Here is a 22,749-nt window from a genome sequence, read left to right on the forward strand (position 1 = left end):
CGCCCCGCGCAGCGCCCCCCGCGGCGCCCCCCGCGGGGGCGCGGGCGCGCTCCCGAGCGGCTCCCCCCCCCCCCCCGCCCAGGGGGCGCCACCGCGGATCACCCGGGTCCGCGCCCCTTCGGCGTGCTCACGCGCCGCCGGCTACCAGGCCGCGCTCGCCTTCGTCCTCGACTCGCTCGGCAGCAGCAGCCAGAGCGCCAGGTAGAGCAGGAACTGGGGGCCGGGCAGCAGGCACGAGGCCAGGAACAGCACCCGCATCGTCAGGGCGGAGGTGCCGAAGCGCCGGGCGAGCGCCGCGCACACCCCGCCGATCATCCGGCCTTCACGCGGGCGGACCAGTGCGGCCATGGTGGGCTCCTTCGTCGGTTCGGGAGGCCACTTCCGTCGGGCTCCCGATGACTCCATGGTGCCGGGGAGGCCACCCCTTCGACGTCGCCCTACGGGGCGATCGGAACCCTGGGAATCCTCGGGGTACGACCCTGATCGGCCTCGTTCCCCCTCATGACCCGACCCCGACTCCGGCTCCCACCCGCGGAGGAGGACCGGCGCCGCCGCAGCCGCGCCCGCGCGGCCGGCACCACCAGGAGATGCGCCAGCGCCACCCCCAGGGTGTTCAGCAGCACCGAGTCCACGTCCACGACCTGCCCCGGCACCGCCGTCTGCAACAGCTCCAGGGCCAGCGACACCAGCGCCCCCGCCGCCGTCGTCCGGGTCAGCGACCCCCACCGGGACGCGTCGAGCCGCGCGTCGCACATCGGCAGCAGCACCCCGAGCGGGGCGAGCAGCAGCAGTCCCTCGGCGATCAGCCGGGCCGCCTCGGCGGGCCCCAGCGCCAGATCGGCGCGCAGCCCGGCCAGCGGCACCGTGTTCGGGGCGGTCACCCAGGCCACGTCCCGTGGGAGCAGTCCGACCCAGGCGACGAGCAGCAGATGCGCGACCAGGAGCACGAACCCGGTCACGCGGACGACCACGGCGGCGTTCCCGCCCGAACCTTGACGCTGCACGCCCCCCAAGACGCGGCCCGCGCCGGGATCGGTTCCGGTTCAGCCCGCCGGCGTCGCCGGGGCGGACGGCGCCGCGGCCGTCGGCGGCGCCGACTCCGGGCGCTCCCGCAGCTCCCTCGTGCAGCGGTAGCGCTTCGGCGGGTACGCCCCCGGGCCCGCGAGCAGCACGGTGTGCCCGCCCGCGCCCGCCGAGCTCTCCGCGAAGGTGCACACCAGCTGCGACAGGGCCGCCGGCGCCAGGTCCTCCGGCTGCCGGCTCAGCCGCAGCGCGCCCTCCGGATCGCCGGTCCGGCCGCCCGCCACCTTCAGCGGAGCCCGTACCGCCGTGGTGAAACCGGCCTGCCGCTCCGCCTCCGACGGCTCCGCGAGGAGCTGCGCGAGCAGCGCCGACGCCGTCCGCACCGGATCGCCGCTCGCCTTGTCCTCCGGCTGCGGCGACCTGCGGTCCACCGGCTCCAGCTGCGAACCGCACACCAGGAACGCCCGCACCGGCACCCCCTGGGCGGGCGCCGACGCCTCCGGCACGTTGCACGGCACCCGCGACGGGGCCGGGCCCGCGTCCACCGGCACCGACGTCGTCCGGATCCCGCAGCCGGTGGCCAGCAGGGCGAGGGCCACCATCGTCGCCGTACGCAGCCTCACTCGTCCTCCCCCTTGCCCTGCCGGGAACCGGTGCCCAGTTCACGGGCGACCGCCGACGCGTCCCGGGGCAGCCGCAGCACGAACACCGCGCCGTCCACGGCGCCGTCCTCGCCCGTCGAGTTGGCGGCGGCGATCGTCCCGCCGTGGATCAGCGCGTTCTCCATGGCGATGGAGAGGCCGAGGCCGGAGCCGTCCGACCGGGGCCGCTGGGCGCTCGCCTTGTAGAAGCGGTCGAAGACGTGCGGCAGCACCTCCTCGGGGATGCCGGGACCGTGGTCCCGCACCGCGACGACCAGCTCCTCGCCGTCCGGCCCGTCCTCGGTGCGCACCGAGACCCGCACCGGCGAGCCGCCGTGCTTCAGCGCGTTCCCGATCAGGTTGGCCAGGATCACGTCGAGCCGGCGCGGGTCGAGCCGGCACATCACACCGCGCTCCGCGTCCAGCTCCACCGCGTCCAGCCAGGCCCGCGCGTCGACGCACGCGGTGATCTGGTCGGCGATGTCCACGTCGTCCAGGACCAGCCGGGCGGTGCCCGCGTCGAAGCGGGTCACCTCCATCAGGTTCTCCACCAGGTTGTTGAGCCTCCGGGTCTCGCTGACCACCAGCGCCACCGCCGGGGCGATCATCGGGTCCAGGGAGTCCTGCTCGTCCTCCAGGACCTCGGTCACCGCCGTCAGCGCGGTCAGCGGGGTCCGCAGCTCGTGCGACATGTCGGCGACGAACCGCCGGGAGGACTCCTCCCGCGCGCTCATGTCCGCGACCTTCTTCTGCAGGTTCTCCGCCGCGCTGTTGAACGTCCGTGACAGATCGGAGAGTTCGTCCGCGCCGGTGACCCGCAGCCGGGTGTCCAGCTTGCCCTCGCCGAGCTGCCGGGCCGCCTCGCCGAGCCGTCGCACCGGCCGCAGCACGGTCGTCGCCGCGACCTGCGCCATGAGCACCGAACCGATCACCGCCAGCCCGGTCGCGATCCCCAGCGACCAGGCCAGCGAGTTGAGGTCCGCCTTCTCCGCCGCCAGCGACTTGAACATGTAGCCGGCGGGCCCGCCGCCGTCGATCCGCGTCCCGCCGACCAGGTAGGGCGTCCCGCCCCGCTCGGTCCGCTGCCAGAACAGGTGGTACGGGTACGGGTTCGCGTCCGTCACCGGGCGCCGGGTGTCCACTGCCTCCCGCAGCGACACCGGCACGTCCTCCAGCGTGAACACGTCCGGGTCCGAGGCGCCCACGATCGGCTTCCCCGCGGCCCGCTCGCCCAGCAGCAGCACCTGGTAGCCGGCGCCGCCCGCGGTCATCTCCTCGGAGGCGCGCCGCAGATCCTCCTGCGTCGGCCGCAGCGGCAGCGTCGCCACCCGGTTCTGCATCTCCGACCGGAAGTCGTTCAGCGCGCTGTCCTGGGTCCGCTTGAGCACCGCCTCGCGGTTCAGCCAGTACGCGATCCCCGACGCCGACACCGCGGCGGTCAGCGCCACCAGCGCGAACACCACGACCAGCCGCAGGCGCAGGCTGGACAGCCGCAGCCAGGCCAGGACCCCCTTGTTCGACTTCGTCACGCAGGGACGTCCAGCCGGTAACCGACGCCCCGCACCGTGCGGATCAGGGTCGGCGAGGACGGCACGTCCTCCACCTTCGCCCGCAGCCGCTGCACACAGGCGTCCACCAGACGCGAGTCGCCCAGGTAGTCGTGCTCCCACACCAGCCGCAGCAACTGCTGCCGGGACAGCGCCTGTCCGGGCCGCCGGCTCAGTTCGAGCAGCAGCCGCAGCTCGGTCGGGGTCAGCTGGAGGTCGAGACCGTTCTTCGTCACGGTCATCGCCGCCCGGTCGATGACCAGCGAACCGAAGGTCGCCGAATCCGTCGACTCCCGCTCCCCGCGCCGCAGCACGGCCCGGATCCGGGCGTCGAGCACCCGCCCCTGCACCGGCTTCACCACATAGTCGTCGGCGCCCGACTCCAGGCCCACGACCACGTCGATGTCGTCGCTGCGGGCCGTCAGCAGGATGATCGGCAGCTGGTCGGTGCGGCGGATCCGCCGGCACACCTCGAAACCGTCGATGCCGGGCAGCATGACGTCGAGCACGACCAGGTCGGGCCGCTGCTCCTTGAGCAACTGCAGGCCGTCCTCGCCCGACGCGGCGGTGGCCACCCGGTGGCCCTGCCGGGACAGGGAGAGTTCGAGGGCCGTGCGGATGGCGTCGTCGTCCTCGATCAGCAACAGAAAAGGCACGGAGGTCATTCTGGCCCATGTGCCGTCGGAGATCGACCGCTCGGAGGCGCGCTTCCGTTCCGGCCCCTGTGACACGTCTGTGACAGTCGGCGGACAACGCCATGAAGTCCGCCGGGCAAGCTTCTTGGCACACGGACCGAAACACAGACTCCGACCGACAGGGGGGCGCGAGATGAACGCACTGCACAGCACCACCTCCAGCGCAGTCGTCACACGTCTCCACGATGTCGTGCGGAGCACCGAGAAGTCCGGGGGTGTGAACGGACGGGGGTGCGTTCGCACCGTCGGGCGTCAGCGCAAGGCGCCGTACATGGTCGCCGTCGCTGACGGGGGAGCGGTGTACGGGGAGGCCACGGGGGAGCGTTCCTGCTCGGAGGCCGAGTTCACGGCCTACGTCCAGGAGCGCCGGGCCTCCCTGTACGCCACCGCCTACCACCTGACCGGTGACCGGTTCGAGGCCGAGGACCTGCTCCAGAGCGCGCTGTTCTCCACGTACCGCGCCTGGGACCGGATCAGCGACAAGGCCGCCGTCGGCGGCTACCTGCGCCGCACGATGACCAATCTGCACATCAGCGCCTGGCGCCGGCGCAAGGTCAGCGAGTACCCGACCGAGGAGCTGCCGGAGACGGTCGGCGAGACGGACGCGATGCGCGGCACCGAGCTGCGCGCGGTGCTGTGGCAGGCCCTGGCCCGCCTGCCCGAGCTCCAGCGGACCATGCTGGTGCTGCGCTACTACGAGGGCCGGACCGATCCGGAGATCGCGGAGATCCTGGACATCAGTGTCGGCACGGTGAAGTCGAGCATCTGGCGCTCGCTGCGGCGACTGCGCGAGGACGAGGTGCTGAGCTTCGGCCGTGACGAGGAGGAGTCCTTCGGCGAGCTCGTCGCCTGAGGATCACGGGGGAACACGGGGGAGCACCACGGGGGACGGCCTCAGGGGGGATCTGGGGCCACGGGGGAAAGAACGAAGCGGGTCGTACGAGTCCGGGGGGTCTCGTACGGCCCGCTTCGGGTTGTCCGGGGTCTTCCCGGGTCAGTGGCTCGCGGGGGTGCGGTGGCGGCCGGCCGCGGCGGCGGCGAGCCGGCCCAGGGCCTCGGGCTTCGCGCAGGGGTGGGCGCCCAGGGCGGTCTGGCGGGCGACGATGGCGCGCTCGGCGCGCATCAGCCGCCAGCCGCGGCGGAGCAGCATCGGGACCGACTTGCGGCCCTCCCGCAGGTCGCGCAGGAGCCGGCGGCGGAAGGTGGTGGACGGGCGGCCGCGCAGGCAGAGCGCGTCGGCCAGCACGTCGAGCTCGCGGCAGCGGTCGACGATCTCGGCGGCGAAGATGCCCTCGGCGATGAAGAGCGGGGTCCGCTCGATGTCGAGGCGGTCGCTGCCGGTGCGCGAGCTGGTGGCGATGGAGTAGACGGGGACGTCGGTGCGGCCCGTGCGGCACAGCTCGACGATCGCGGCGACGGCGGCGTCCGCGTCCCAGGAACGTGGGGAGTCCCAGTCGATGTCGGTGCCGCCTTCGACGATCGGGAGCGACGGGTCGTCGCCCTCCTTGTAGAAGTCGTCGAGGCGCAGCACGGGGAGGCCCGCGGTGGCGGCGAGGGACGACTTGCCGGAGCCTGAGGGGCCCGCGAGCAGGACGACCCGGGTCGGGATCGGTTGGGAACTCACGGAACACCAGTGTGAGGCATTACCCCGTCCAGGGGACCACCGAGGAGGGCTGTTGGTATCGAGCATCACACCTCCACTACTGTCGGTGGCCGCTCGCTCACCCCTCGGAAGGAACCTCATGGCGCGTCACGCCCAGCCGAAGGCCCCCCGCCGCGGCGTCCTGTTCAAGGCCGGTCTCGGTGTCACCGCGGCCGGTGCCGCCGTGCTCGGCGCCGCGGCCGGCGCCCAGGCGGCCGCCCCGGCCGCCGGTGTGCCGCTGCCGGTGGACTCGCTGACCCGGACCGACGCCGGCGCGGCCGGCGCGGGCGCGCTGACCGGCGTCACCCAGGGCGTGGGGCCGCTGACGCGGCTGCAGCTCGACCCGCTGGCGAAGACCGGGGTGGACCCGCTGGCCAACGGCGTCGGCACCCAGGTCGCCGACTTCAAGCCGGTCGGCACCCACCTGGTCACCGACCACCTCACGCAGGGCGGGGCCGTGGCGGATCTGCCGGTCGCGGGTCCGCTGACGCAGAAGCTGCTTCCGTAGCCGCCCCTCCTCCTCCCGGCCGCCCCAGCGGGACCTCCCGGACGAGCCAGGCCACGGCGAAGGCCAGGGCGGCGAGCGCGGCGGCGCCGAGCAGGACGCCGTGGACGCCGTCGGTGACGGCCGCCCGGACGGCGTCCCGGGCCGGTCCGGGGAGCGCGGCGGCCCGCTCGGGGGTCAGACCGGGGTCGGCGCCGCCGAGCCGGGCCGTGAAGACCGCGCCGAGCACGGCCACGCCCAGGGAGCCGCCGAGGGTGCGGACCAGCGTGACGGTGCCGCTGGCCGCGCCCAGGTCGCGGGGCTCGGCCCCGTACAGGGTGATCAGCATCGTGGACTGCATGAGCAGGCCCATGCCGGTGCCCATGACGAGGGTCAGCGCGGAGGCGACGGCGGTCGGGGTGTCCGGTTCCAGGAGGAGCAGCAGGAGTGCGCCGGCCGTCATCAGCGCGCCGCCGGTCACCGGGTGGGCGCGGTAGCGGCCGGTGCGGGTGATCAGCCGGCCGGAGGCGAGCTGGGCGGCGACCATGCCGAGCATCAGCGGCAGGAGCAGCAGGCCGCTGGCGGTGGAGGACTGGCCGCGGGCGAACTGGAGGTACTGCGGCAGGTAGTTGAGGGCGGCGAGCATGCCGGCGCCGACCAGCAGGCTGAGGATCTGGGCGAGGGTGAAGTTCCGGCCGCGGAAGAGGCGGGGCGGGATGACGGGCTCCTCGGCGCGGAGCTCGACGCGGACGAACCAGGCGAGCGAGACGGCGGCGACGGCGGCCAGCGCGACGCCGGTGCCGGGGCCGCCGGCCCGGCTCGCGAGCAGGGTGAGGGCGAGGACGCCGGTGGTGAGCAGCAGGGCGCCGGCCCAGTCGACGCGGGCCTTCACGCGCGGGGTGCGGACGGTGAGGGCGAGCGAGACGATCAGCAGGGCGGCGACGCCGACGGGGACGTTGACGTAGAAGGCCCAGCGCCAGTCGAGGTGGTCGGTGAGGAAGCCGCCGAGGAGCGGGCCGCCGGCGAAGGCGACCGGGAGCATCGCGCCGGTGACGGCCTGCACCTTGGGGCTGTCCTCGGGGGCGACGAGGGTGCCGATCAGGGCGAAGGCGCCGACCATCAGGCCGCCGGCGCCGGCGCCCTGGAGGGCGCGGAAGGCGATGAGCTGGTCCATCGTCTGGGCGAGGCCGGAGAGGACGGAGCCGGCGAGGAAGACGGCGACGGCCGTGAGGTAGGCGCCCTTCCGGCCGAGGAGGTCGCCGGCCTTGCCCCAGAGGGGGGTGGTGACGGCGGTGGTGAGCAGGTAGGCGGTGACGACCCAGGAGAGCCGGTCTAGGCCGCCGAGTTCGCCGGCGATGGTGGGCAGGGCGGTGCCGACGACGGTGCCGTCGAGGGTGCCGAGGACGATGCCGAGCATGAGGCCGGAGATCCCCAGATAGGGGATGTGTCCTCCTGGCTGAGGGGTCGTCATGGTCAGGCTCCGTAGGGGGACTTGGCGCGGGCCTCGCGCAGGGCCTCGGCCCACCAGGCGAGTTGGCCGAGCATCGCCTTGGCGGCGGTGTCGGCGGCGGGGTCGACGGCCTTGCCCTCGGGGTCGAACTGCCCCCAGACGCCCTGGAGTCCGACGGCCTCGCGGATGGTGACGGCGTGCAGTTCGGCGAAGACGCCGCGCAGCTGCTCGACCGCGCGCAGGCCGGCGGAGAAGCCGCCGTAGGCGACGAAGCCGACGGGCTTGGCGTGCCACTCCCGGTTGTGCCAGTCGATGGCGTTCTTGAGGGAGGCCGGGAAGCTGTGGTTGTACTCGGGCGTCACGACGACGAAGGCGTCGGCGTCGGCGAGGCGGGGCGAGACGGCGGCGAGCAGCTCCCGGTCCTCGGCGCGGGCGGGCGCCTGGCCGAGCTGCGGGAAGACCGTGGGTAGCGGGGTCTCGGCGAGGTCGATCAGGTCGGTGGTCATGTCGGGGCGGCCGTCGGCGTGCTCCCGGATCCAGCGGGCGACGACGGGGCCGAGGCGGCCGTCGCGGGTCGAGCCCTGGATGACGGCGACGCGGAGCGGTGCGGTGGTCATGGATCCCCCTGGGACGAGTGGTGTGTACGTTGTACACCCGGCGGTGTACAACGTACACATCGACGTGTACGACGTCTACCGGGCGTACGCTGTACGCGAGATGAGGAGCGTGTGATGGCGAAGAAGGAAGAGGGCGACGGCGTCTCGCTCTGGGAGCGGCTGGAGCGGCCCGCGGCCGCGGCGCGCACCTCCCTCACCCCGCGGCGGATCGCCGAGGTGGCCGTCGGCATCGCCGACCGGGACGGCTTCGGCGCCGTCACCATGCGGAAGATCGCCGCCGAGCTGGGCGTCGCCCCGATGGCCGCCTACCGGCACGTCGACGGCAAGGACGAACTCTGGGCGCTCATGGTCGACCAGGTCTCGGCCGAGCTGGATCCGGGGGAGGAGGAGGCGCTCGACTGGCGGGAGACGTTCCGCGCCCACGCGCGGCGGACCCGCGCCTCGATCCTCCGGCACCCCTGGCTCGCCCAGCTGCCGGCGCCGCTCTTCGCGATCACCCCGGCCCGGATGGCCGCCGCCGAACGCCAGCTCGCCGCCCTCGACGGCCTCGGCCTGGACGCCGACACGATGATGGCCGCGTTCCGGACCGTCTCCTCGTACGTCCACGGGGCCACCCAGTCCGAGGTCTCCCTGCGGCAGTACATGCGGGAGCAGGGCTGGGAGACCGGCGACGAGACCCGGCGCGGCCTGGCCCCCCAGATGAGCTATCTGCTCGGCACCGGGCGCTACCCGGCGTATCTGCGGTACACGCGGACGGCGGCGCGCAAGGACGACGCCGAGTGGACCTTCGAGACCGGCCTGGAGTGCGTCCTCGACGGCGTCGCCGGCCTCGTCGAGCGCGGCCGGCGGTGCACGCCGTGAACGCCGACGGCCCCCGGGCAGTGCTGCTGCCCGGGGGCCGTCCGCGCGGCGGTTCCTAGTACGAGGAGCCGCTCGCGCCCAGCGAACCCGTCGGGTGCCAGACGGTCTTCGTCTCCAGGAACGCCGTCATGCGGTCCGTGCCGGGGGACTCGGCGAAGTCCTCGGTACGGGGCCGCAGTACGCGCTTCAGGTTCTCCGCGGCCGCGATCTCCAGGTCGCGGGCCAGGTCGGCGTCCGCGCCCGTCAGGTCGATCGCGTTGACGTCCAGGTGGGCCGCGAGGTGCGGGCCCATCTCGGACGCCTTGCCGGAGAGGATGTTGACCACACCGCCCGGCAGGTCGGAGGTGGCCAGCACCTCGCCCAGCGAGAGCGCCGGCAGCGGCGCCTTCTCGCTCGCGACGACGACCGCCGTGTTGCCGGTCGCGATGACCGGGGCGATCACCGAGACCAGGCCCAGGAACGACGACTCCTGGGGGGCGATCACGGTGACGACACCGGTCGGCTCCGGGGTGGAGAGGTTGAAGTACGGGCCGGCGACCGGGTTGGCGCCGCCGACGACCTGGGCGATCTTGTCGGTCCAGCCCGCGTACCAGACCCAGCGGTCGATCGCCGCGTCCACCTGCGCCGCGGCCTTCGACTTCGACAGGCCCTCGGCGTCCGCGACCTCGCGGACGAACTGGTCCCGGCGGCCCTCCAGCATCTCGGCGACGCGGTAGAGGATCTGGCCGCGCAGGTACGCGGTCGCGCCCGCCCAGCCGCCCTGCGCCTTGCGCGCGGCGACGACCGCGTCACGGGCGTCCTTGCGGGAGGAGAGCGGCGCGTTCGCCAGCCAGTTGCCCTTGGAGTCGGTCACCTCGTACACCCGGCCGCTCTCGGAACGGGGGAACTTGCCCCCGACGTACAGCTTGTAGGTCTTGAAGACGTTGAGTCGTGCGGTCGTCTCAGACATCGAGGTACGCCTCCAGGCCGTGGCGGCCGCCCTCGCGGCCGAAGCCCGACTCCTTGTAGCCGCCGAACGGCGAGGTCGGGTCGAACTTGTTGAACGTGTTGGCCCAGACGACACCGGCGCGGAGCTTGTTCGCGACCGCGAGGATGCGGGAGCCCTTCTCCGTCCAGATGCCGGCGGAGAGGCCGTACTGGCTGTTGTTGGCCTTGGCGACGGCCTCGTCCGGGGTGCGGAAGGTCAGCACCGACAGGACCGGGCCGAAGACCTCGTCACGGGCGATGGTGTGCGCCTGGGTGACGCCGGTGAAGAGCGTCGGCGCGAACCAGTAGCCCGCCTCCGGGAGGTCGCAGGCGGCGGTCCAGCGCTCGGCGCCCTCCGCCTCGCCCTGCTCCACCAGCGAGGTGATGCGGGAGAGCTGCTCCTCGGAGTTGATGGCGCCGATGTCGGTGTTCTTGTCGAGCGGGTCGCCGAGGCGGAGCGTCGACAGGCGGCGCTTCAGCGCGTCGAGCAGCTCGTCCTGGATCGACTCCTGGACCAGCAGGCGGGAGCCCGCGCAGCAGACCTGGCCCTGGTTGAAGAAGATGCCGTTGACGATGCCCTCGACGGCCTGGTCGATCGGGGCGTCGTCGAAGACGATGTTGGCGCCCTTGCCGCCCAGCTCCAGGGTGAGCTTCTTGTCGCTGCCGGCGACCGTGCGGGCGATCTGCTTGCCGACGGCGGTCGAGCCGGTGAAGGCGACCTTGTTCACGTCCGGGTGCGCGACCAGGGCGGCGCCGGTGTCCCCGTAGCCCGGGAGGATGTTGACGACGCCCTTCGGCAGGCCCGCCTGGCGGCAGATGTCCGCGAAGAACAGGGCGGAGAGCGGGGTCGTCTCGGCCGGCTTCAGGACGACCGTGTTGCCGGTCGCCAGCGCCGGGGCGATCTTCCACGCCAGCATCAGCAGCGGGAAGTTCCACGGGATGACCTGGCCGGCCACGCCCAGCGGGCGCGGGTCCGCGCCGTAGCCGGCGTGGTCGAGCTTGTCGGCCCAGCCCGCGTAGTAGAAGAAGTGCGCGGCGACCAGCGGGAGGTCCGCGTCGCGGGTCTCCTTGATCGGCTTGCCGTTGTCCAGGGTCTCCAGGACGGCCAGCTCGCGGCTGCGCTCCTGGATGATCCGGGCGATCCGGAAGAGGTACTTGGCGCGCTCCGAGCCGGGCAGCGCGGACCACTTCTCGAAGGCGCGGCGGGCGGCCTTCACCGCGCGGTCCACGTCCGCCTCGCCCGCCTGGGCGATCTCGGAGAGGACCTCCTCGGTGGAGGGGGAGACGGTCTTGAAGACCTTGCCGTCGGCCGCGTCGGTGAACTCGCCGTCGATGAACAGGCCGTAGCTCGGGGCGATGTCGACGACCGCGCGCGACTCGGGCGCGGGGGCGTACTCGAAGGGGGAGGTCATGTCGATCAGTCCACCGTCACGTAATCGGGGCCGGAGTAGTGGCCGGTGGCCATCTTCTGGCGCTGCATCAGCAGGTCGTTGAGCAGGCTGGAGGCGCCGAAGCGGAACCAGTGGTTGTCCAGCCAGTCCGCGCCGGCGGTCTCGTTGACCAGCACCAGGAACTTGATGGCTTCCTTGGTGTTGCGGATGCCGCCGGCCGGCTTCACGCCGATCTGCACGCCGGTCTGGGCGCGGAAGTCGCGCACCGCCTCCAGCATGAGCAGGGTGTTGGCCGGGGTGGCGTTGACCGCGACCTTGCCGGTCGAGGTCTTGATGAAGTCGGCGCCGGCCATCATGCCGAGCCAGGAGGCGCGGCGGATGTTGTCGTAGGTGGACAGCTCGCCGGTCTCGAAGATCACCTTGAGCCGGGCCCGGTCGCCGCACGCGGCCTTGACGGCGGCGATCTGCTCGAAGACCTCCAGGTACCGGCCGGCGAGGAAGGCGCCGCGGTCGATGACCATGTCGATCTCGTCCGCGCCCGCGGCGATCGCGTCGGCGGTGTCGGCCAGCTTCACGGGGAGGGCGGCACGGCCCGCCGGGAAGGCGGTGGCGACCGAGGCGACCTTGACGTCCGAGCCCGCGAGGGCGGCCTTGGCGGTGGCCACCATGTCGGGGTAGACGCAGACGGCGGCGGTTGTCGGGGTCGTGCGGTCGGTCGGGTCGGGGTGGACGGCCTTGGCGGCGAGGGCCCGGACCTTGCCCGGGGTGTCCGCGCCTTCCAGCGTCGTCAGGTCGATCATGGAGATGGCCAGGTCGATGGCGTAGGCCTTGGACGTGGTCTTGATCGAACGGGTGCCGAGGGACGCGGCGCGCGCCTCCAGGCCCACGGCGTCGACGCCGGGCAGCCCGTGGAGGAAGCGGCGCAGCGTGCTCTCGGACGCGGTCACGTCGGCGAAAGCTGCTGCTGCGGATGCAGTGGTGGGCATGGTCACCAGTCGAGCATATCTACGCGCGTAGCGACCTGTACAGGGGAGGGTGTCCGAGGAGGTCGAGGTCAGCGGCGCGGGACGGCGTGGTGCCCGGCCGGAGCGGGGGCGCGAAAGGGGCGCGAGAAGGATGCGCGCGGGGGCGCGCGAAAGGTCCATGAGGGGCGGTGACGGCTGTCACACGCCCGTGACATGGAGCGGACCGATCCCCCATACGAGATCTTTAGATTCTTTATCAGCAGCCAGCGAGAACTCACCGGCCCTCCCCGAGGAGACATCAGCGGCGTGCGACTCGTCTTCATCCGCCACCGAACCTCTTCGGGAGTCGTCATGCGCACCGCCCTTCGCACCGCCCTCGCCACCGCGCTCGTCGCCGGCGTCGCCGCCACCCCGGTCCTCGCGGCCGGCAGCGCCTTCGCCGCCGGTACGACCCCGGCGCCGAAGCCCGCCGCCGCGGCCCCGGCCGGCAAGACCGCCACCCCGGCCGGCAAGACCGCGACGCCCGCGCCGGGCAAGGCCGCCGCCCGGACCGCCGGTACCGGAACCGGAACCGCTGCCGCTGCCCCCGCCGCCTCCACCGACACCCCGGTCCGCACCGTCCAGCTGGTCGACGGGCTGACGGCCCAGGTGTACCGGCGCGGCGACCAGCACCCGTACTACACCGCCACCATCGTGCGCGACGGCTCCACCCTGGGTGAGCTGAAGGCCGGCGCCGGCCACCCGCCGAAGGACACGCAGATCATCGTCGGGCACGTCGTGACCCTGGACTCCGAGGGCCAGGTGACCGCCACCCGCATCGGCCCGGACGGCTACCTGCTCCGCACCGTCCAGCTCGCGGGCGGCCTCTCCGCCAAGGTGTACGCCCGGGGCGACCAGCACCTCTACTACACCGCCACCGTCCACAAGGACGGCCGGACGCTGGGCGAGCTGAAGGCCGGCGCCGGATACCCGCCGAAGGAGACCAAGGTCTTCGCCGGACACGAGGTGACCCTCGACTTCGAGGGCAAGGTGACCGCCGTCGCCGTCGACACCGCGCAGGGCACGCTGGTCCGCACCCAGACCCTCATCGGCGGCACCGTCGCCAAGATCTACAAGGTCAACGCACAGCACCACCGCGCCGAGCTCTTCCGCGACGGCCGGCCGGTCGGCCAGCTGAGCGCCAACACCCGCGCCGCCGCCGGCAACGACAACGGCGAGTTCCTCGTCCTCAACCCGAACGGCACCACCCACAACTGGGTCGGCAACTACCGCCCCGGCGCCACCCCCGGCATCTACCGGCTCGCCGACGGCACCGTCCTGGAGCTCACCAAGAAGGACGGCCGCTACGGCCTCCAGCTCATCGAGAACGACAAGGGCCGCGGCTTCACCTACCTCAACGGCGACCGCGCGGTCTGGACGTACGGCAAGGCCGTCGTCGTCCTGGAGCGCGACGGAGGCTTCGCCGCCTACATCCCCGGCTCCGCCGAGCAGGCCGCCCCGCAGCCGTACGGCATGGGCGGCGGCGGCCAGGGCGCCGAGCGCCCGGTCGACACCGACCCGGACGCCCTCGGCGCGTGCACCGTCACCCGCTGGGTCGACATCGGCGCCGGCACCGAGGCCAAGCTGATCATGAGCCCGAAGGGCCCGAAGGCGAAGCTCATCACCATCGGCGACGACAAGCTCCTCGCCGTCCTCGACCGCGCCCACCCGTCGCTCCCGAAGAGCGCCGGCATCGTCGCCCGGATCGTCGACGCCCACAGCGCCACCCCGTCCCTCTACACCAAGACCCAGGGCGGCGGCGTGAAGGGCTTCACCGCCGCCTTCCCGAAGCTCCCCAAGGGCTGCAAGCTGAACGCCGTCCCCGGCGCGCAGGGCCAGGGCGCCTCCCCGCAGGGCGGCCAGACCTCCGTCATCCCGAAGGGCGGGGTCGCGGCCGGCGCCGAGCTCGCCGCCGAGGAGAGCTCCGCCACGCTGGTCGCGGTCGGCGCCGGTGCCGCCTCGCTGGCCGCCGCCGGGCTCGGCTTCACCGTGCTGCGTCGCCGCGCCGCCGGGGCCCGCGGCTGACCCGTACACCCCGCGCAGTCCGCTCCTCGCCCCTCGACCCGAGCCCGGAGCGTCCCACCCCACCCAGGCCGGCCGTCACCCCACCCCGTGACGGCCGGCCGACCCCGTACGGAGTCCGCCCATGAGCCACCGCCGCCGTTCCGCCGCCTCCGCCGCGCTGTGCGCGGCCGTCCTCCTCGCGCTCGCCGGGTGCTCGGCCGGGCCCGGGGCCACCCCGCCCACCCCGCCCGCCCGGATCGCCGAGACCGCCGCGCCGGCACCCACCGCCACGAGCGCGGCACTCGCCCGCTCCCTGCCCGTCCGGGTCCAGCTGCCCGCCGCCGGCGTGGACGCCCGGGACATCCTGGAGCTCGGGCTGAACGCGGACGGCACCGTCGAGGTGCCCTCCGTCGAGCAGGCCGACCGGATCGGCTGGTACGGCAAGGGCGTCACGCCCGGCGAGACCGGGCCCGCCGTCCTCATCGGCCACTTCGACACCGCGCGCGGACCGGCCGTGCTGAAGGACGTCTCCAAGGTCCGGGCCGGCGACGAGATCACCGTCACCCGCGAGGACGGCACCGCCGCCGTCTTCCGCGTCCGCGAGCTGGAACAGGTCGACAAGGACGCCTTCCCGACCCGCAAGGTCTACGGCGACACCCGCCGCCCCGAGCTGCGGATCGTCACCTGCGGCGGCGAACTCGTCGACGGACACCGGCCGGACAACATCATCCTGTACGCCGACCTGGTCACCGCCCGGCCCGCCTGAGCGGCGGACACCCGGGGCGGGGCGGGGCGCCCGAGCCTCCCGGCGGCTCCTGAGGCAGAATCGGCGGCATGACGAGCCCCACGCCCTCCGAGCCGAACCCCGAGCCGACCTTCCCCGACCGCGTCTACCGGTCGAACTTCGGCATCGCGGGAGGCGTCTTCCTGCTCGCCCTGACGCTCGTCTTCGTGGCCGACGCGCTGGTGCGCGGCGAGGGCCGGGCGCCCTGGCTGGCCCTCGCCGGGCTGCTGCTCGCCGTGCCGCTGATCGTCGCCTTCACCCTCCGGCCCGCCGTCTACGCCAACCAGGACCGGCTCCGGATCCGCAACCCCTTCCGGGCCATCCTGCTGCCCTGGGGATCGGTCGCCGACGTCCGGGCCGGGTACTCCAGCGAGGTCTTCACCACGGACGGCGTCAAGTACCAGCTGTGGGCCGTGCCCGTCTCGCTGCGGCAGCGGAAGAAGGCCGCCCGCCGGGCCGCCCGCGCCTCCCAGGACGACCCCAGCGGCCGCACCTCGGTCACCGCCGACGTCCGGGACGACGCCGCCCGCGTCGCGCCGAGCGACCAGAACGTGGCCGACCTGCGCGAGATGGCCGAGACCTACCAGGGCCGGCCCGGGGCGCAGGGCGCGCCGCAGGTGCGCTGGGCGTACGAGATCATCGCCCCCGCCGTCGTCGGCCTGGTCCTCCTGGTGGTGCTCGGCGCGACCGGCTGAGACCCGCCTCCGCCACCCTCACCCCGCCGGTGTCCTAGGGGCAACGGCGGGGTGAAGCATGCCTCCCCCCGATCGTTTAGAGCCCAACGATCCCGGCGGGGTCAATAGATTGCCCGTGCCGAGACTGTGGGGGTGGGGGCAATGACCAAGGGCACCGGTGTGTCCGGGACGCGTTGTCTGGTCGACGTCAGAGCCGACGGACGATACGGCTGGCGGCTCGTCGCGCAGAACGGGCGGGTGGTGGCGCGGTCGGGGCAGTGCTTCGCCGACCACACCGCCTGCCGGGCCGCTTTCGCGGCGCTCTGCGCCGGGCACGAGACCATGGGCGGCGGGGTGCAGCACACCGCCGGCGGCAACGGCTGGGTCTGGCTGTTGCGCGACGCCGAGGGCCGCCCCGCCGCCCTCTCCGGGAGGGCGTACGAACGCCACTCCACCTGCCGCTCCGCCTACGACCGCTTCCGCTCCCTGCTGGCCGCCGAAGCCGTCCACTGGAGCTCAACCGCCTTATGGTGAACGGAAGTTGCCTCGCGGAAGTCCCTCGTTCAGATCGAGGGACGCACCCGTCCACCGGACCGGACTTCTGTCCTTACCGTGACGACCGAGACGACCGATCCGCCCGCGCCGCCCGGCGCCCCCGGCCCCCGGCCCGACGGCCTGCCCGACATCCCGAGACGGCTGCACGCCGACCCCGGCCCCGCCGACCGGGTCTTCCGCGGTGTCGCCCGCACCGGCGGCGGCCTCGTCCTCGCCGTGATGCTCCTCGTCGGCGGCTTCCTCCTGCTCCGCGCCTGGCAGGCCCTCGACCGGGCCGGCGGCTCCTTCCTCACCACCGAGAACTGGGAGCCCGACGCCGGGAACTTCGGCATCGCCGCGGTCCTCCTCGGCACCGTCCTCATCGCCCTCGTCGCGATCGTCGTCGCCGTCCCGCTCGCCACCGGAGCCGCGCTCTACATCTCCGAGTACGCCCCGCCCCGGCTGCGCCGCACCCTGATCTCCACCGTGGACCTGATGGCCGCCGTGCCCTCGGTCGTCTACGGCCTGTGGGGCGTGTTCTGGCTGGAGGAATCGATCCTGCCGATCGCCCGCTGGATCTCCGCGTACTTCGGCTGGATCCCCTTCCTGCGCGTCGACGGCGCCGACCCCGACGACCCGCTCGCCCCGCCCACCGTCTACACCTCCTCCACCTTCGTCGCCGGACTCGTCGTCGCGATGATGGTGGCGCCGATCATCTGCTCGATCATGCGCGAGGTCTTCTCCCAGGCCCCCGCCGGCGAACGCGAGGGGGCGTACGCGCTCGGCGCCACCCGCTGGGGCATGATCCGCGCCGTCGTCCTGCCCTTCGGCAAGGGCGGCATGATCGGCGGCACCATGCTCGGCCTCGGCCGCGCCCTCGGCGAGACCATCGCCGTCTACATGGTCATCTCGCAGGTCTTCACGATCCAGTGGCACGTCCTCCAGACCGGCACCAGCTCGGTCTCCTCGCTCATCGCGCTGCGCTACGGCGAGGCCACCGCCTTCGGCATGTCCGCCCTGATGGCGGCCGGATTCGCGCTCTTCGTCATGACCCTGATCGTCAACTTCGCCGCCTCGTCCATCGTCGCCCGCAGCCGCTCCGGCGCGTCCAGCGACGCGTAACAGGGGAGCCTCCATGACCATCGCCCCGGAGCGGCCGACACTGCGCCCGCCCGCCGGCCAGGCCCCGCCGGCCGGCCCCGAACGGCGCCGCACCACCACCGGACCGCGCGCCACCGACGTCTACGCCCTGCTCGGCGCCGCGGCCGCCGCGCTCGCCCTCACCTGGCTGCTCTTCGACCGGCTGCTGCCCTTCTCCGGCACCGTCGGCTTCGTCCTCGTCGGGTACGCCCTCTTCCTCGGCCTCTACGCCCTGCTGGTCTCCTTCGACGAGGACGGACCCGCCGTCCGCGACCGGGTCGCCGGCGTCGTCGTCCGCACCCTCGGCCTCGTCCTCCTCGCCGTCCTCGTCTTCGTCGTCGCCTTCACCCTCTGGGAGGGCCGCGAGGCCCTCGTCCACCTCAACTTCTTCACCGAGGACATGAGCCTCGCCGGCCCCCTCGAACCGCTCGACACCGGCGGCGTCCTGCACGCCGTCGTCGGCACCCTGGAACAGGTCGGCATCGCGCTCGTCCTCACCGTCCCCGCCGGCATCGTCTGCGCCGTCTTCCTCAACGAGGTCCCCGGCCCCTTCGCCCGCCTCGTCCGCACCGTCGTCGAGGCGATGACCGCCCTCCCGTCGATCGTCGCCGGCCTCTTCGTCTACGCGACCGTCATCCTCGCCCTGGGCATGGAGCGCTCCGGCCTCGCCGCCGCCCTCGCGCTCTCCGTGATGATGCTGCCGATCATCATCCGCGCCTCCGACGTCGTCATCCGGCTCGTCCCCGGCACCCTGCGCGAAGCCTCGTACGCCATGGGCGCCTCGCGCTGGCGCACGGTCTGGCACGTGGTGCTGCCCACCGCCCGCTCCGGCCTCACCACGGCCGTCATCCTCGGCACCGCCCGCGGCGTGGGGGAGACCTCGCCGGTGCTGCTCACCGCCGGCTTCACCGCCGAACTCAACGCGCTGCCGACCTCCGGCGCCCAGGTCTCGCTGCCGCTCGCCACCTTCGAACTCGTCAAGTCGCCCGAACCGAACATGATCGCCCGCGGCTTCGGCACCGCCGCCGTGCTGATGCTCCTCGTCCTGCTGCTCTTCGTGCTCGCCCGGATCGCCGGCGGGCGCGGCCCGGGGCAGCTCACCCGGCGCCAGGAGCGGCGCCGGGCCGCGGCCTCCCGGTCGGACGCCGCCCGCTTCGCCCGCGCCACCCTCCTTCCCTCCCAGCCCGCACCTCCGAGGAGCACGCCGTGAGACCGCCCGTCCCGCTCACCCGCACCCTCCTGGGCCTGGGCAGCGTGCTCTGCGCGCTGCTCGCCCTCCTCGCCGGCCCGCCCGCCGCCCAGGCCGCCGGCTACACCAAGATCACCGGCTCCGGCTCCACCTGGAGCTCCAACGCCGTCGAGCAGTGGCGGCGCAACATCGGCGCCAACATCGGACTGACCGTCAACTTCAACGCCAACGGCTCCTCGCAGGGCCGCGAGCAGTTCAAGAACGGCACCGTCGACTTCGCCGTCTCCGAGATCCCGTACGGCCTCACCGACGGCGGCGCCACCGACGTCCCGCCGCGCCGCGGTTACGCGTACATGCCGATCGTCGCCGGCGGCACCGCCTTCATGTACAACCTGCGCATCGGCGGCCGCCAGGTCACCAACCTGCGGCTCTCCGGCGCCGTCCTCGCGAAGATCTTCACCGGGCAGCTGACCATGTGGAACGCCCCCGAGATCAAGGCCGACAACCCCGGCCTCACCCTCCCGGCCCGCCGGATCGTGCCCGTCGTCCGCTCCGACGGCTCGGGCACCACCGCCCAGTTCACCACCTGGCTCGCCAAGGAGCACGGCCCGGTCTGGAACGACTACTGCCGCCGCGCCGGCCGCTCCGCCCCCTGCGGCATGACCTCCTACTTCCCGGTGGTGCCCGGCACCACCACGGTCGCCAAGTCCGGCTCGCTCGGCGTCTCCGCGCACGTCCGCCAGCCGCAGGGCGAGGGCGCGATCACCTACGTCGAGTACTCGTACGCCGTCAACGCGCACTTCCCGGTCGTCAAGGTCCTCAACCGGTCCGGCTACTACGTCGAGCCGACCGCCCAGGCCGTGGCCGTGGCGCTGCTCAGGGCCCGCATCGACACCGACCGCTCCTCGCCGAACCACCTCACCCAGATCCTCGACGACGTCTACCGCTCCGCCGACAACCGCGCCTACCCGCTGTCCAGCTACAGCTACATGGTCGTCCCCACCTCGGAGACCGCCCCGCACACCACCGAGAAGGGCCGCTCCCTCGGCACCTTCGCCCGCTACTTCCTCTGCGAGGGCCAGCAGCAGGCCGAGGAGCTCGGCTACTCGCCGCTGCCGAAGAACCTCGTGCAGGCCGGCTTCGACCAGGTCCGCCGCATCCCCGGCGCCCCCACCGGCGCCGTCGACCTCTCCTCCTGCCGCAACCCCACCTTCTCCGCCGACGGCACCAACACCCTCGCCAAGAACGCCCCGAGGCCCAAGTCCTGCGACAGGCAGGGCGCGCAGCAGTGCGCGGACGGCACCGGCGGCGCGCGCGGCACGGCCACCCCGGTGACCGGCGGCGGCACCACCGGCGGTTCGGCCACCGGCGGCGGCAGCGCCACCGGCGGCTCCGGGGGCGGCGGCGCCGACGGCTCGGGCGGCGGCGGCGGGTCGGGCGCGCCCCCCCCGGGGGGTGCGCCCCCGGGGGGCGCCGCCCCCCCGGGCGCGCGGGGGGGGGGCGGCGCCCACGGCTCGGGCACCGGCGGCGGTTCGGGCGGCGGCGGGACCGGCGGGACCGGCGGCAGCGGAGCCGGTACGGCGCCGGGTACGGGTTCCACCGGCGCGACCGGCACCGGGTCGACCGGCACCGGCGGCACCACCGGCACCGGCGGGTCCACGACTGGTGCGGCCTCCGGCTCCGGAGCCACCGGCGGCTCCGGCGGCCCGGTCGTCGACCCCGACACCGGCGACATCCTCACCGACGGCGGCGCGGGCGGCAGCGGCGGCGCGGCGGGCGGCGGCGACGCGGGCGGCTACGCCGGCAACCCCGTCGTCGGCACCCCCGTCACCCTCGCCGCCGACTCGGGCGCGGGACTGCGCGGCCTGCTGATGGTCCTCTCCGCCTTCCTGCTCCTCGCCACCGTCATCGCGCCGCCGCTCGTCGGCCGCTTCCTGGCGAACCGCGCCGACCGCCGGGGAGGCGCCCGATGAACCGCCGCCGCGGCCGGGCGACCGGGCTCGGCGCCCTCCTCGCCGCCGTCGTCCTCGCCCTCCTCCCGCTGCCCCAGGACCCGCCCGCCGTCGCCGCCGAGCCCACGAGCTCCGCCGTCACCCGGCGCGGCACCAAGGGCCCGTACGACGACTTCTCCCGCCTGGAGGTGACCGTCCACCAGACGAGGAACCTGCGCGGCCAGGGCCTGCGGGTGACCTGGAAGGGCGGCGAGCCGACCGGGCAGGGCACCGACTTCCTCCAGATCATGCAGTGCTGGGGCGACGACCCGGCCGGGCCGAAGCGCGAGCAGTGCCAGTTCGGCGCCACCAACATCAGCGCGCTCGCCGTGGGGGCGAACATCGGCGTGCGGCGGCTCGTCGCGGGCCGGGACCCGCTGGAGAAGGAGTACGCCGAGGACATCCCCGACCCCGAGTACCCGGGCCAGACGACCAGCCCCTTCGTCCCCTTCACCCCCGTCTCGGGGCCCCCGACGAAGAAGGTCACCGACTGGACCTACTTCAGCCCCGGCGACACCAACGAGGAGCCGTACGCCGTCACCCAGCCCGACGGCACCGGCGAGGTGGGCTTCAACCTCCAGTCCACCCGCGAAGCCCCCCACCTGGGCTGCGGCGACCCCGTGGGCACCGGAGCGGCGGCGCGCGGCCGGGGCTGCTGGCTCGTCGTCGTGCCCCGCGGCTCCTTCGACCCCGACGGCACCCAGAACAACCACAAGCCGCAGAGCTCGCCGTTCTCCCAGACCAACTGGAACCAACGGCTCGTCTTCCCGCTCGACTTCCTGCCCGTCGGCGACCCCTGCCCCACGGACCGGGAGGAGCGCCGGATCGCCGGCTCCGAACTGGTCACCGAGGCCGTCACCTCCTGGCAGTCGGCCCTCTGCGCCGGCCACACCACCCGGTTCACCTTCACCCAGCGGGGCGAGGAGCTGACCCGGTCCGGCCTGCTCGCCCCGACCCCCACCTCCTCCGGACTCGGCTTCACCGTCGAGCCGGTGGCCGGCGGGGAGAAGGCCGGGTTCGTCCACGCGCCGGTCGCCGTCAGCGGGCTCACCGTCGGCTTCTTCTGGGAGGCCGACAAGATCGGCCTCGTGCGGGACCTGCGGCTGAACCAGCGGCTCCTCGCCAAACTGCTCACGCTGTCGTACCCGTACGACGTCCGGGTCGGCGTCGGCGGGCTCGCCCCGCTCGACCACCTGAAGGGCAACCCGGTCTCGATTCTCCGCGACCCGGAATTCCTGGAACTGAACCCGAAATTCGACGAGGTGCGGCAGGGGGAGATGAACTACCCCGGCGGGATCCTGCTGTCCGCCGAACGCTCCGACACCGCCAAGGTCGTCTGGGACTACGTCCGGAGCGATCCAGCCGCCCGGGAATTCCTGGACGGAAAACCGGATCCGTGGGGCATGAAGGTGAATCCCTTCTCCGAGGACCTGGGCGTCGCCGGGACCAGCCTCTACGAGTTCCCCAAGGCCGACCCCTCGGAGACGCCGCTCGTCGTGGGCGACCGGACCATCACGTACGGGGCGCTCGACCGCTCCCCGTACGCCGCCGACTTCCACGACGCCGCCCGGTGGATCCGCAGGGGCAGCCACAACTCCAAGTTCGAGGCCGAGGACGACACGGCGACGGGCGGGCTCAAGCTGAAGGCGGCACCGATCGTCCCGGGCTCCCGCCGGGCCCTCGGCATCGTCGACGCGGCCTCCGCCGCCCGGTACGGCCTGGCGGCGGTGGCCCTGCCCAACGCCGACGGCCGGTTCGTCCTGCCCACCACCGCGTCCCTGACCGAGGCGGTCGGACAGTTCCGGGACTCGGCCGTCCCCGGCGTCCTCGCCGCCGACCCGGCGCGGGCCCGGAAGGGCGCCTACCCGCTGACGGTGGTCACCTACGCCGCCGCCTCCCGGAGCCTGCCCGCCGACGCCCGCGCGGACTACGCGCGGGTGATGCGGTACGCGGCCGGCCCCGGCCAGACCCAGGGCTACGGGCCCGGCCTGCTGCCGTACGGCTACGCGCCGATGCCCGCGGCGCTCCGGGCGCAGGCGACGGCCGCCGCCGACCGGCTGGAGCGGGGCGCCCCCGCCGAGCCGGGCGGCCCGGGCGGCGGGACCGGCGGCC

Annotated in this window: 22 protein-coding genes; 11 read left to right on the plus strand and 11 right to left on the minus strand. The window is 73.8% G+C overall.

Annotated features, from left to right (window positions below):
* Positions 1–141 precede the first annotated feature (141 nt).
* From ACFW1I_RS11300 to afsQ1, 5 genes are all read right to left on the minus strand, one after another.
* Entirely contained in the window at positions 142–348 is a 207-nt protein-coding gene (locus ACFW1I_RS11300; protein ID WP_031009194.1) for a PspC domain-containing protein, read from the minus strand.
* 89 nt (positions 349–437) lie between these two features.
* Positions 438–959, minus strand: a complete 522-nt coding sequence (locus ACFW1I_RS11305) for a VanZ family protein (RefSeq protein ID WP_384668808.1) — start codon at positions 957–959, stop codon at positions 438–440.
* A gap of 84 nt (positions 960–1,043) precedes the next feature.
* Positions 1,044–1,646: a hypothetical protein gene (locus ACFW1I_RS11310; protein WP_384668811.1), complete on the minus strand. Its 603-nt coding sequence runs from the start codon at positions 1,644–1,646 to the stop codon at positions 1,044–1,046.
* Positions 1,643–3,193: an ATP-binding protein gene (locus tag ACFW1I_RS11315; protein ID WP_384668814.1), complete on the minus strand. Its 1,551-nt coding sequence runs from the start codon at positions 3,191–3,193 to the stop codon at positions 1,643–1,645. Before ACFW1I_RS11315 ends, ACFW1I_RS11310 begins: the two co-directional genes overlap by 4 nt.
* Complete coding sequence (gene afsQ1, locus ACFW1I_RS11320) at positions 3,190–3,867, minus strand: two-component system response regulator AfsQ1 (RefSeq protein WP_031009200.1); 678 nt, start codon at positions 3,865–3,867, stop codon at positions 3,190–3,192. Before afsQ1 ends, ACFW1I_RS11315 begins: the two co-directional genes overlap by 4 nt.
* A 172-nt stretch (positions 3,868–4,039) precedes the next feature.
* Here afsQ1 and ACFW1I_RS11325 point away from each other — a divergent pair, with 172 nt between their 5' ends.
* Positions 4,040–4,759: a SigE family RNA polymerase sigma factor gene (locus tag ACFW1I_RS11325; RefSeq protein ID WP_031009203.1), complete on the plus strand. Its 720-nt coding sequence runs from the start codon at positions 4,040–4,042 to the stop codon at positions 4,757–4,759.
* Positions 4,760–4,900: 141 nt separating this feature from the next.
* Here the strand turns inward: ACFW1I_RS11325 and ACFW1I_RS11330 are convergent, their stop codons facing one another.
* Complete coding sequence (locus ACFW1I_RS11330; RefSeq protein ID WP_384668818.1) at positions 4,901–5,596, minus strand: ATP-binding protein; 696 nt, start codon at positions 5,594–5,596, stop codon at positions 4,901–4,903.
* A 52-nt stretch (positions 5,597–5,648) separates the two neighbouring features.
* Between ACFW1I_RS11330 and ACFW1I_RS11335 the strand changes: the two genes are divergently transcribed.
* Positions 5,649–6,056, plus strand: a complete 408-nt coding sequence (locus ACFW1I_RS11335; RefSeq protein ID WP_384668821.1) for a hypothetical protein — start codon at positions 5,649–5,651, stop codon at positions 6,054–6,056.
* On the opposite strand, the gene ACFW1I_RS11340 is transcribed toward ACFW1I_RS11335, so the two are convergent.
* Both ACFW1I_RS11340 and ACFW1I_RS11345 read right to left on the minus strand, forming a co-directional pair.
* Complete coding sequence (locus tag ACFW1I_RS11340; RefSeq protein WP_384668823.1) at positions 5,989–7,503, minus strand: MDR family MFS transporter; 1,515 nt, start codon at positions 7,501–7,503, stop codon at positions 5,989–5,991. The genes ACFW1I_RS11335 and ACFW1I_RS11340 overlap by 68 nt on opposite strands.
* 2 nt (positions 7,504–7,505) lie before the next feature.
* Positions 7,506–8,099 (minus strand): NADPH-dependent FMN reductase, encoded by a 594-nt coding sequence (locus ACFW1I_RS11345; RefSeq protein ID WP_384668825.1) that lies wholly within the window; start codon positions 8,097–8,099, stop codon positions 7,506–7,508.
* Positions 8,100–8,213: 114 nt separating this feature from the next.
* Between ACFW1I_RS11345 and ACFW1I_RS11350 the strand changes: the two genes are divergently transcribed.
* Complete coding sequence (locus ACFW1I_RS11350; protein WP_384668827.1) at positions 8,214–8,960, plus strand: TetR/AcrR family transcriptional regulator; 747 nt, start codon at positions 8,214–8,216, stop codon at positions 8,958–8,960.
* Positions 8,961–9,015: 55 nt separating this feature from the next.
* On the opposite strand, the gene ACFW1I_RS11355 is transcribed toward ACFW1I_RS11350, so the two are convergent.
* Genes ACFW1I_RS11355 through deoC form a run of 3 tightly spaced genes read right to left on the minus strand, consistent with a single transcriptional unit; the run spans position 9,016 to position 12,303 of the window.
* The gene (locus tag ACFW1I_RS11355; RefSeq protein WP_384668829.1) at positions 9,016–9,909 is read right to left on the minus strand and encodes an aldehyde dehydrogenase family protein; all 894 of its coding nucleotides are present in this window, start codon (positions 9,907–9,909) and stop codon (positions 9,016–9,018) included.
* Complete coding sequence (locus tag ACFW1I_RS11360) at positions 9,902–11,338, minus strand: aldehyde dehydrogenase family protein (protein ID WP_384668832.1); 1,437 nt, start codon at positions 11,336–11,338, stop codon at positions 9,902–9,904. Before ACFW1I_RS11360 ends, ACFW1I_RS11355 begins: the two co-directional genes overlap by 8 nt.
* Positions 11,339–11,343: 5 nt before the next feature.
* Positions 11,344–12,303 (minus strand): deoxyribose-phosphate aldolase, encoded by a 960-nt coding sequence (deoC, locus tag ACFW1I_RS11365; RefSeq protein WP_384668863.1) that lies wholly within the window; start codon positions 12,301–12,303, stop codon positions 11,344–11,346.
* A 330-nt stretch (positions 12,304–12,633) separates the two neighbouring features.
* On the opposite strand from deoC, the gene ACFW1I_RS11370 reads away from it, so the two are divergent.
* From ACFW1I_RS11370 to ACFW1I_RS11405, 8 genes are all read left to right on the plus strand, one after another.
* Positions 12,634–14,346 (plus strand): hypothetical protein, encoded by a 1,713-nt coding sequence (locus ACFW1I_RS11370; RefSeq protein WP_384668835.1) that lies wholly within the window; start codon positions 12,634–12,636, stop codon positions 14,344–14,346.
* Between the two features lie 121 nt (positions 14,347–14,467).
* Positions 14,468–15,091 carry a class F sortase gene (locus ACFW1I_RS11375; protein WP_384668838.1) on the plus strand — a complete coding sequence of 208 codons (624 nt, stop codon included), beginning with the start codon at positions 14,468–14,470 and terminating at the stop codon, positions 15,089–15,091.
* Positions 15,092–15,159: 68 nt separating this feature from the next.
* Positions 15,160–15,804 carry a PH domain-containing protein gene (locus tag ACFW1I_RS11380; RefSeq protein ID WP_384668840.1) on the plus strand — a complete coding sequence of 215 codons (645 nt, stop codon included), beginning with the start codon at positions 15,160–15,162 and terminating at the stop codon, positions 15,802–15,804.
* Between the two features lie 141 nt (positions 15,805–15,945).
* Positions 15,946–16,317, plus strand: coding sequence for a DUF1508 domain-containing protein (locus ACFW1I_RS11385; RefSeq protein ID WP_384668842.1), 372 nt, complete (start codon positions 15,946–15,948; stop codon positions 16,315–16,317).
* 78 nt (positions 16,318–16,395) lie between these two features.
* Positions 16,396–17,439, plus strand: coding sequence for a phosphate ABC transporter permease subunit PstC (pstC, locus tag ACFW1I_RS11390; protein WP_384668845.1), 1,044 nt, complete (start codon positions 16,396–16,398; stop codon positions 17,437–17,439).
* A gap of 13 nt (positions 17,440–17,452) precedes the next feature.
* Positions 17,453–18,667 carry a phosphate ABC transporter permease PstA gene (pstA, locus tag ACFW1I_RS11395; protein WP_384668849.1) on the plus strand — a complete coding sequence of 405 codons (1,215 nt, stop codon included), beginning with the start codon at positions 17,453–17,455 and terminating at the stop codon, positions 18,665–18,667.
* Positions 18,664–20,619 carry a phosphate ABC transporter substrate-binding protein PstS gene (gene pstS, locus ACFW1I_RS11400; protein WP_384668853.1) on the plus strand — a complete coding sequence of 652 codons (1,956 nt, stop codon included), beginning with the start codon at positions 18,664–18,666 and terminating at the stop codon, positions 20,617–20,619. Before pstA ends, pstS begins: the two co-directional genes overlap by 4 nt.
* Positions 20,616–22,749 (plus strand): hypothetical protein (locus tag ACFW1I_RS11405; RefSeq protein WP_384668856.1); only part of this gene is annotated, 2,134 nt, incomplete at its 3' end. The genes pstS and ACFW1I_RS11405, both read left to right, overlap by 4 nt.

The sequence above is a fragment of the Streptomyces sp. NPDC058955 genome (genome assembly GCF_042741435.1).
Taxonomy (GTDB): Bacteria; Actinomycetota; Actinomycetes; order Streptomycetales; family Streptomycetaceae; genus Streptomyces.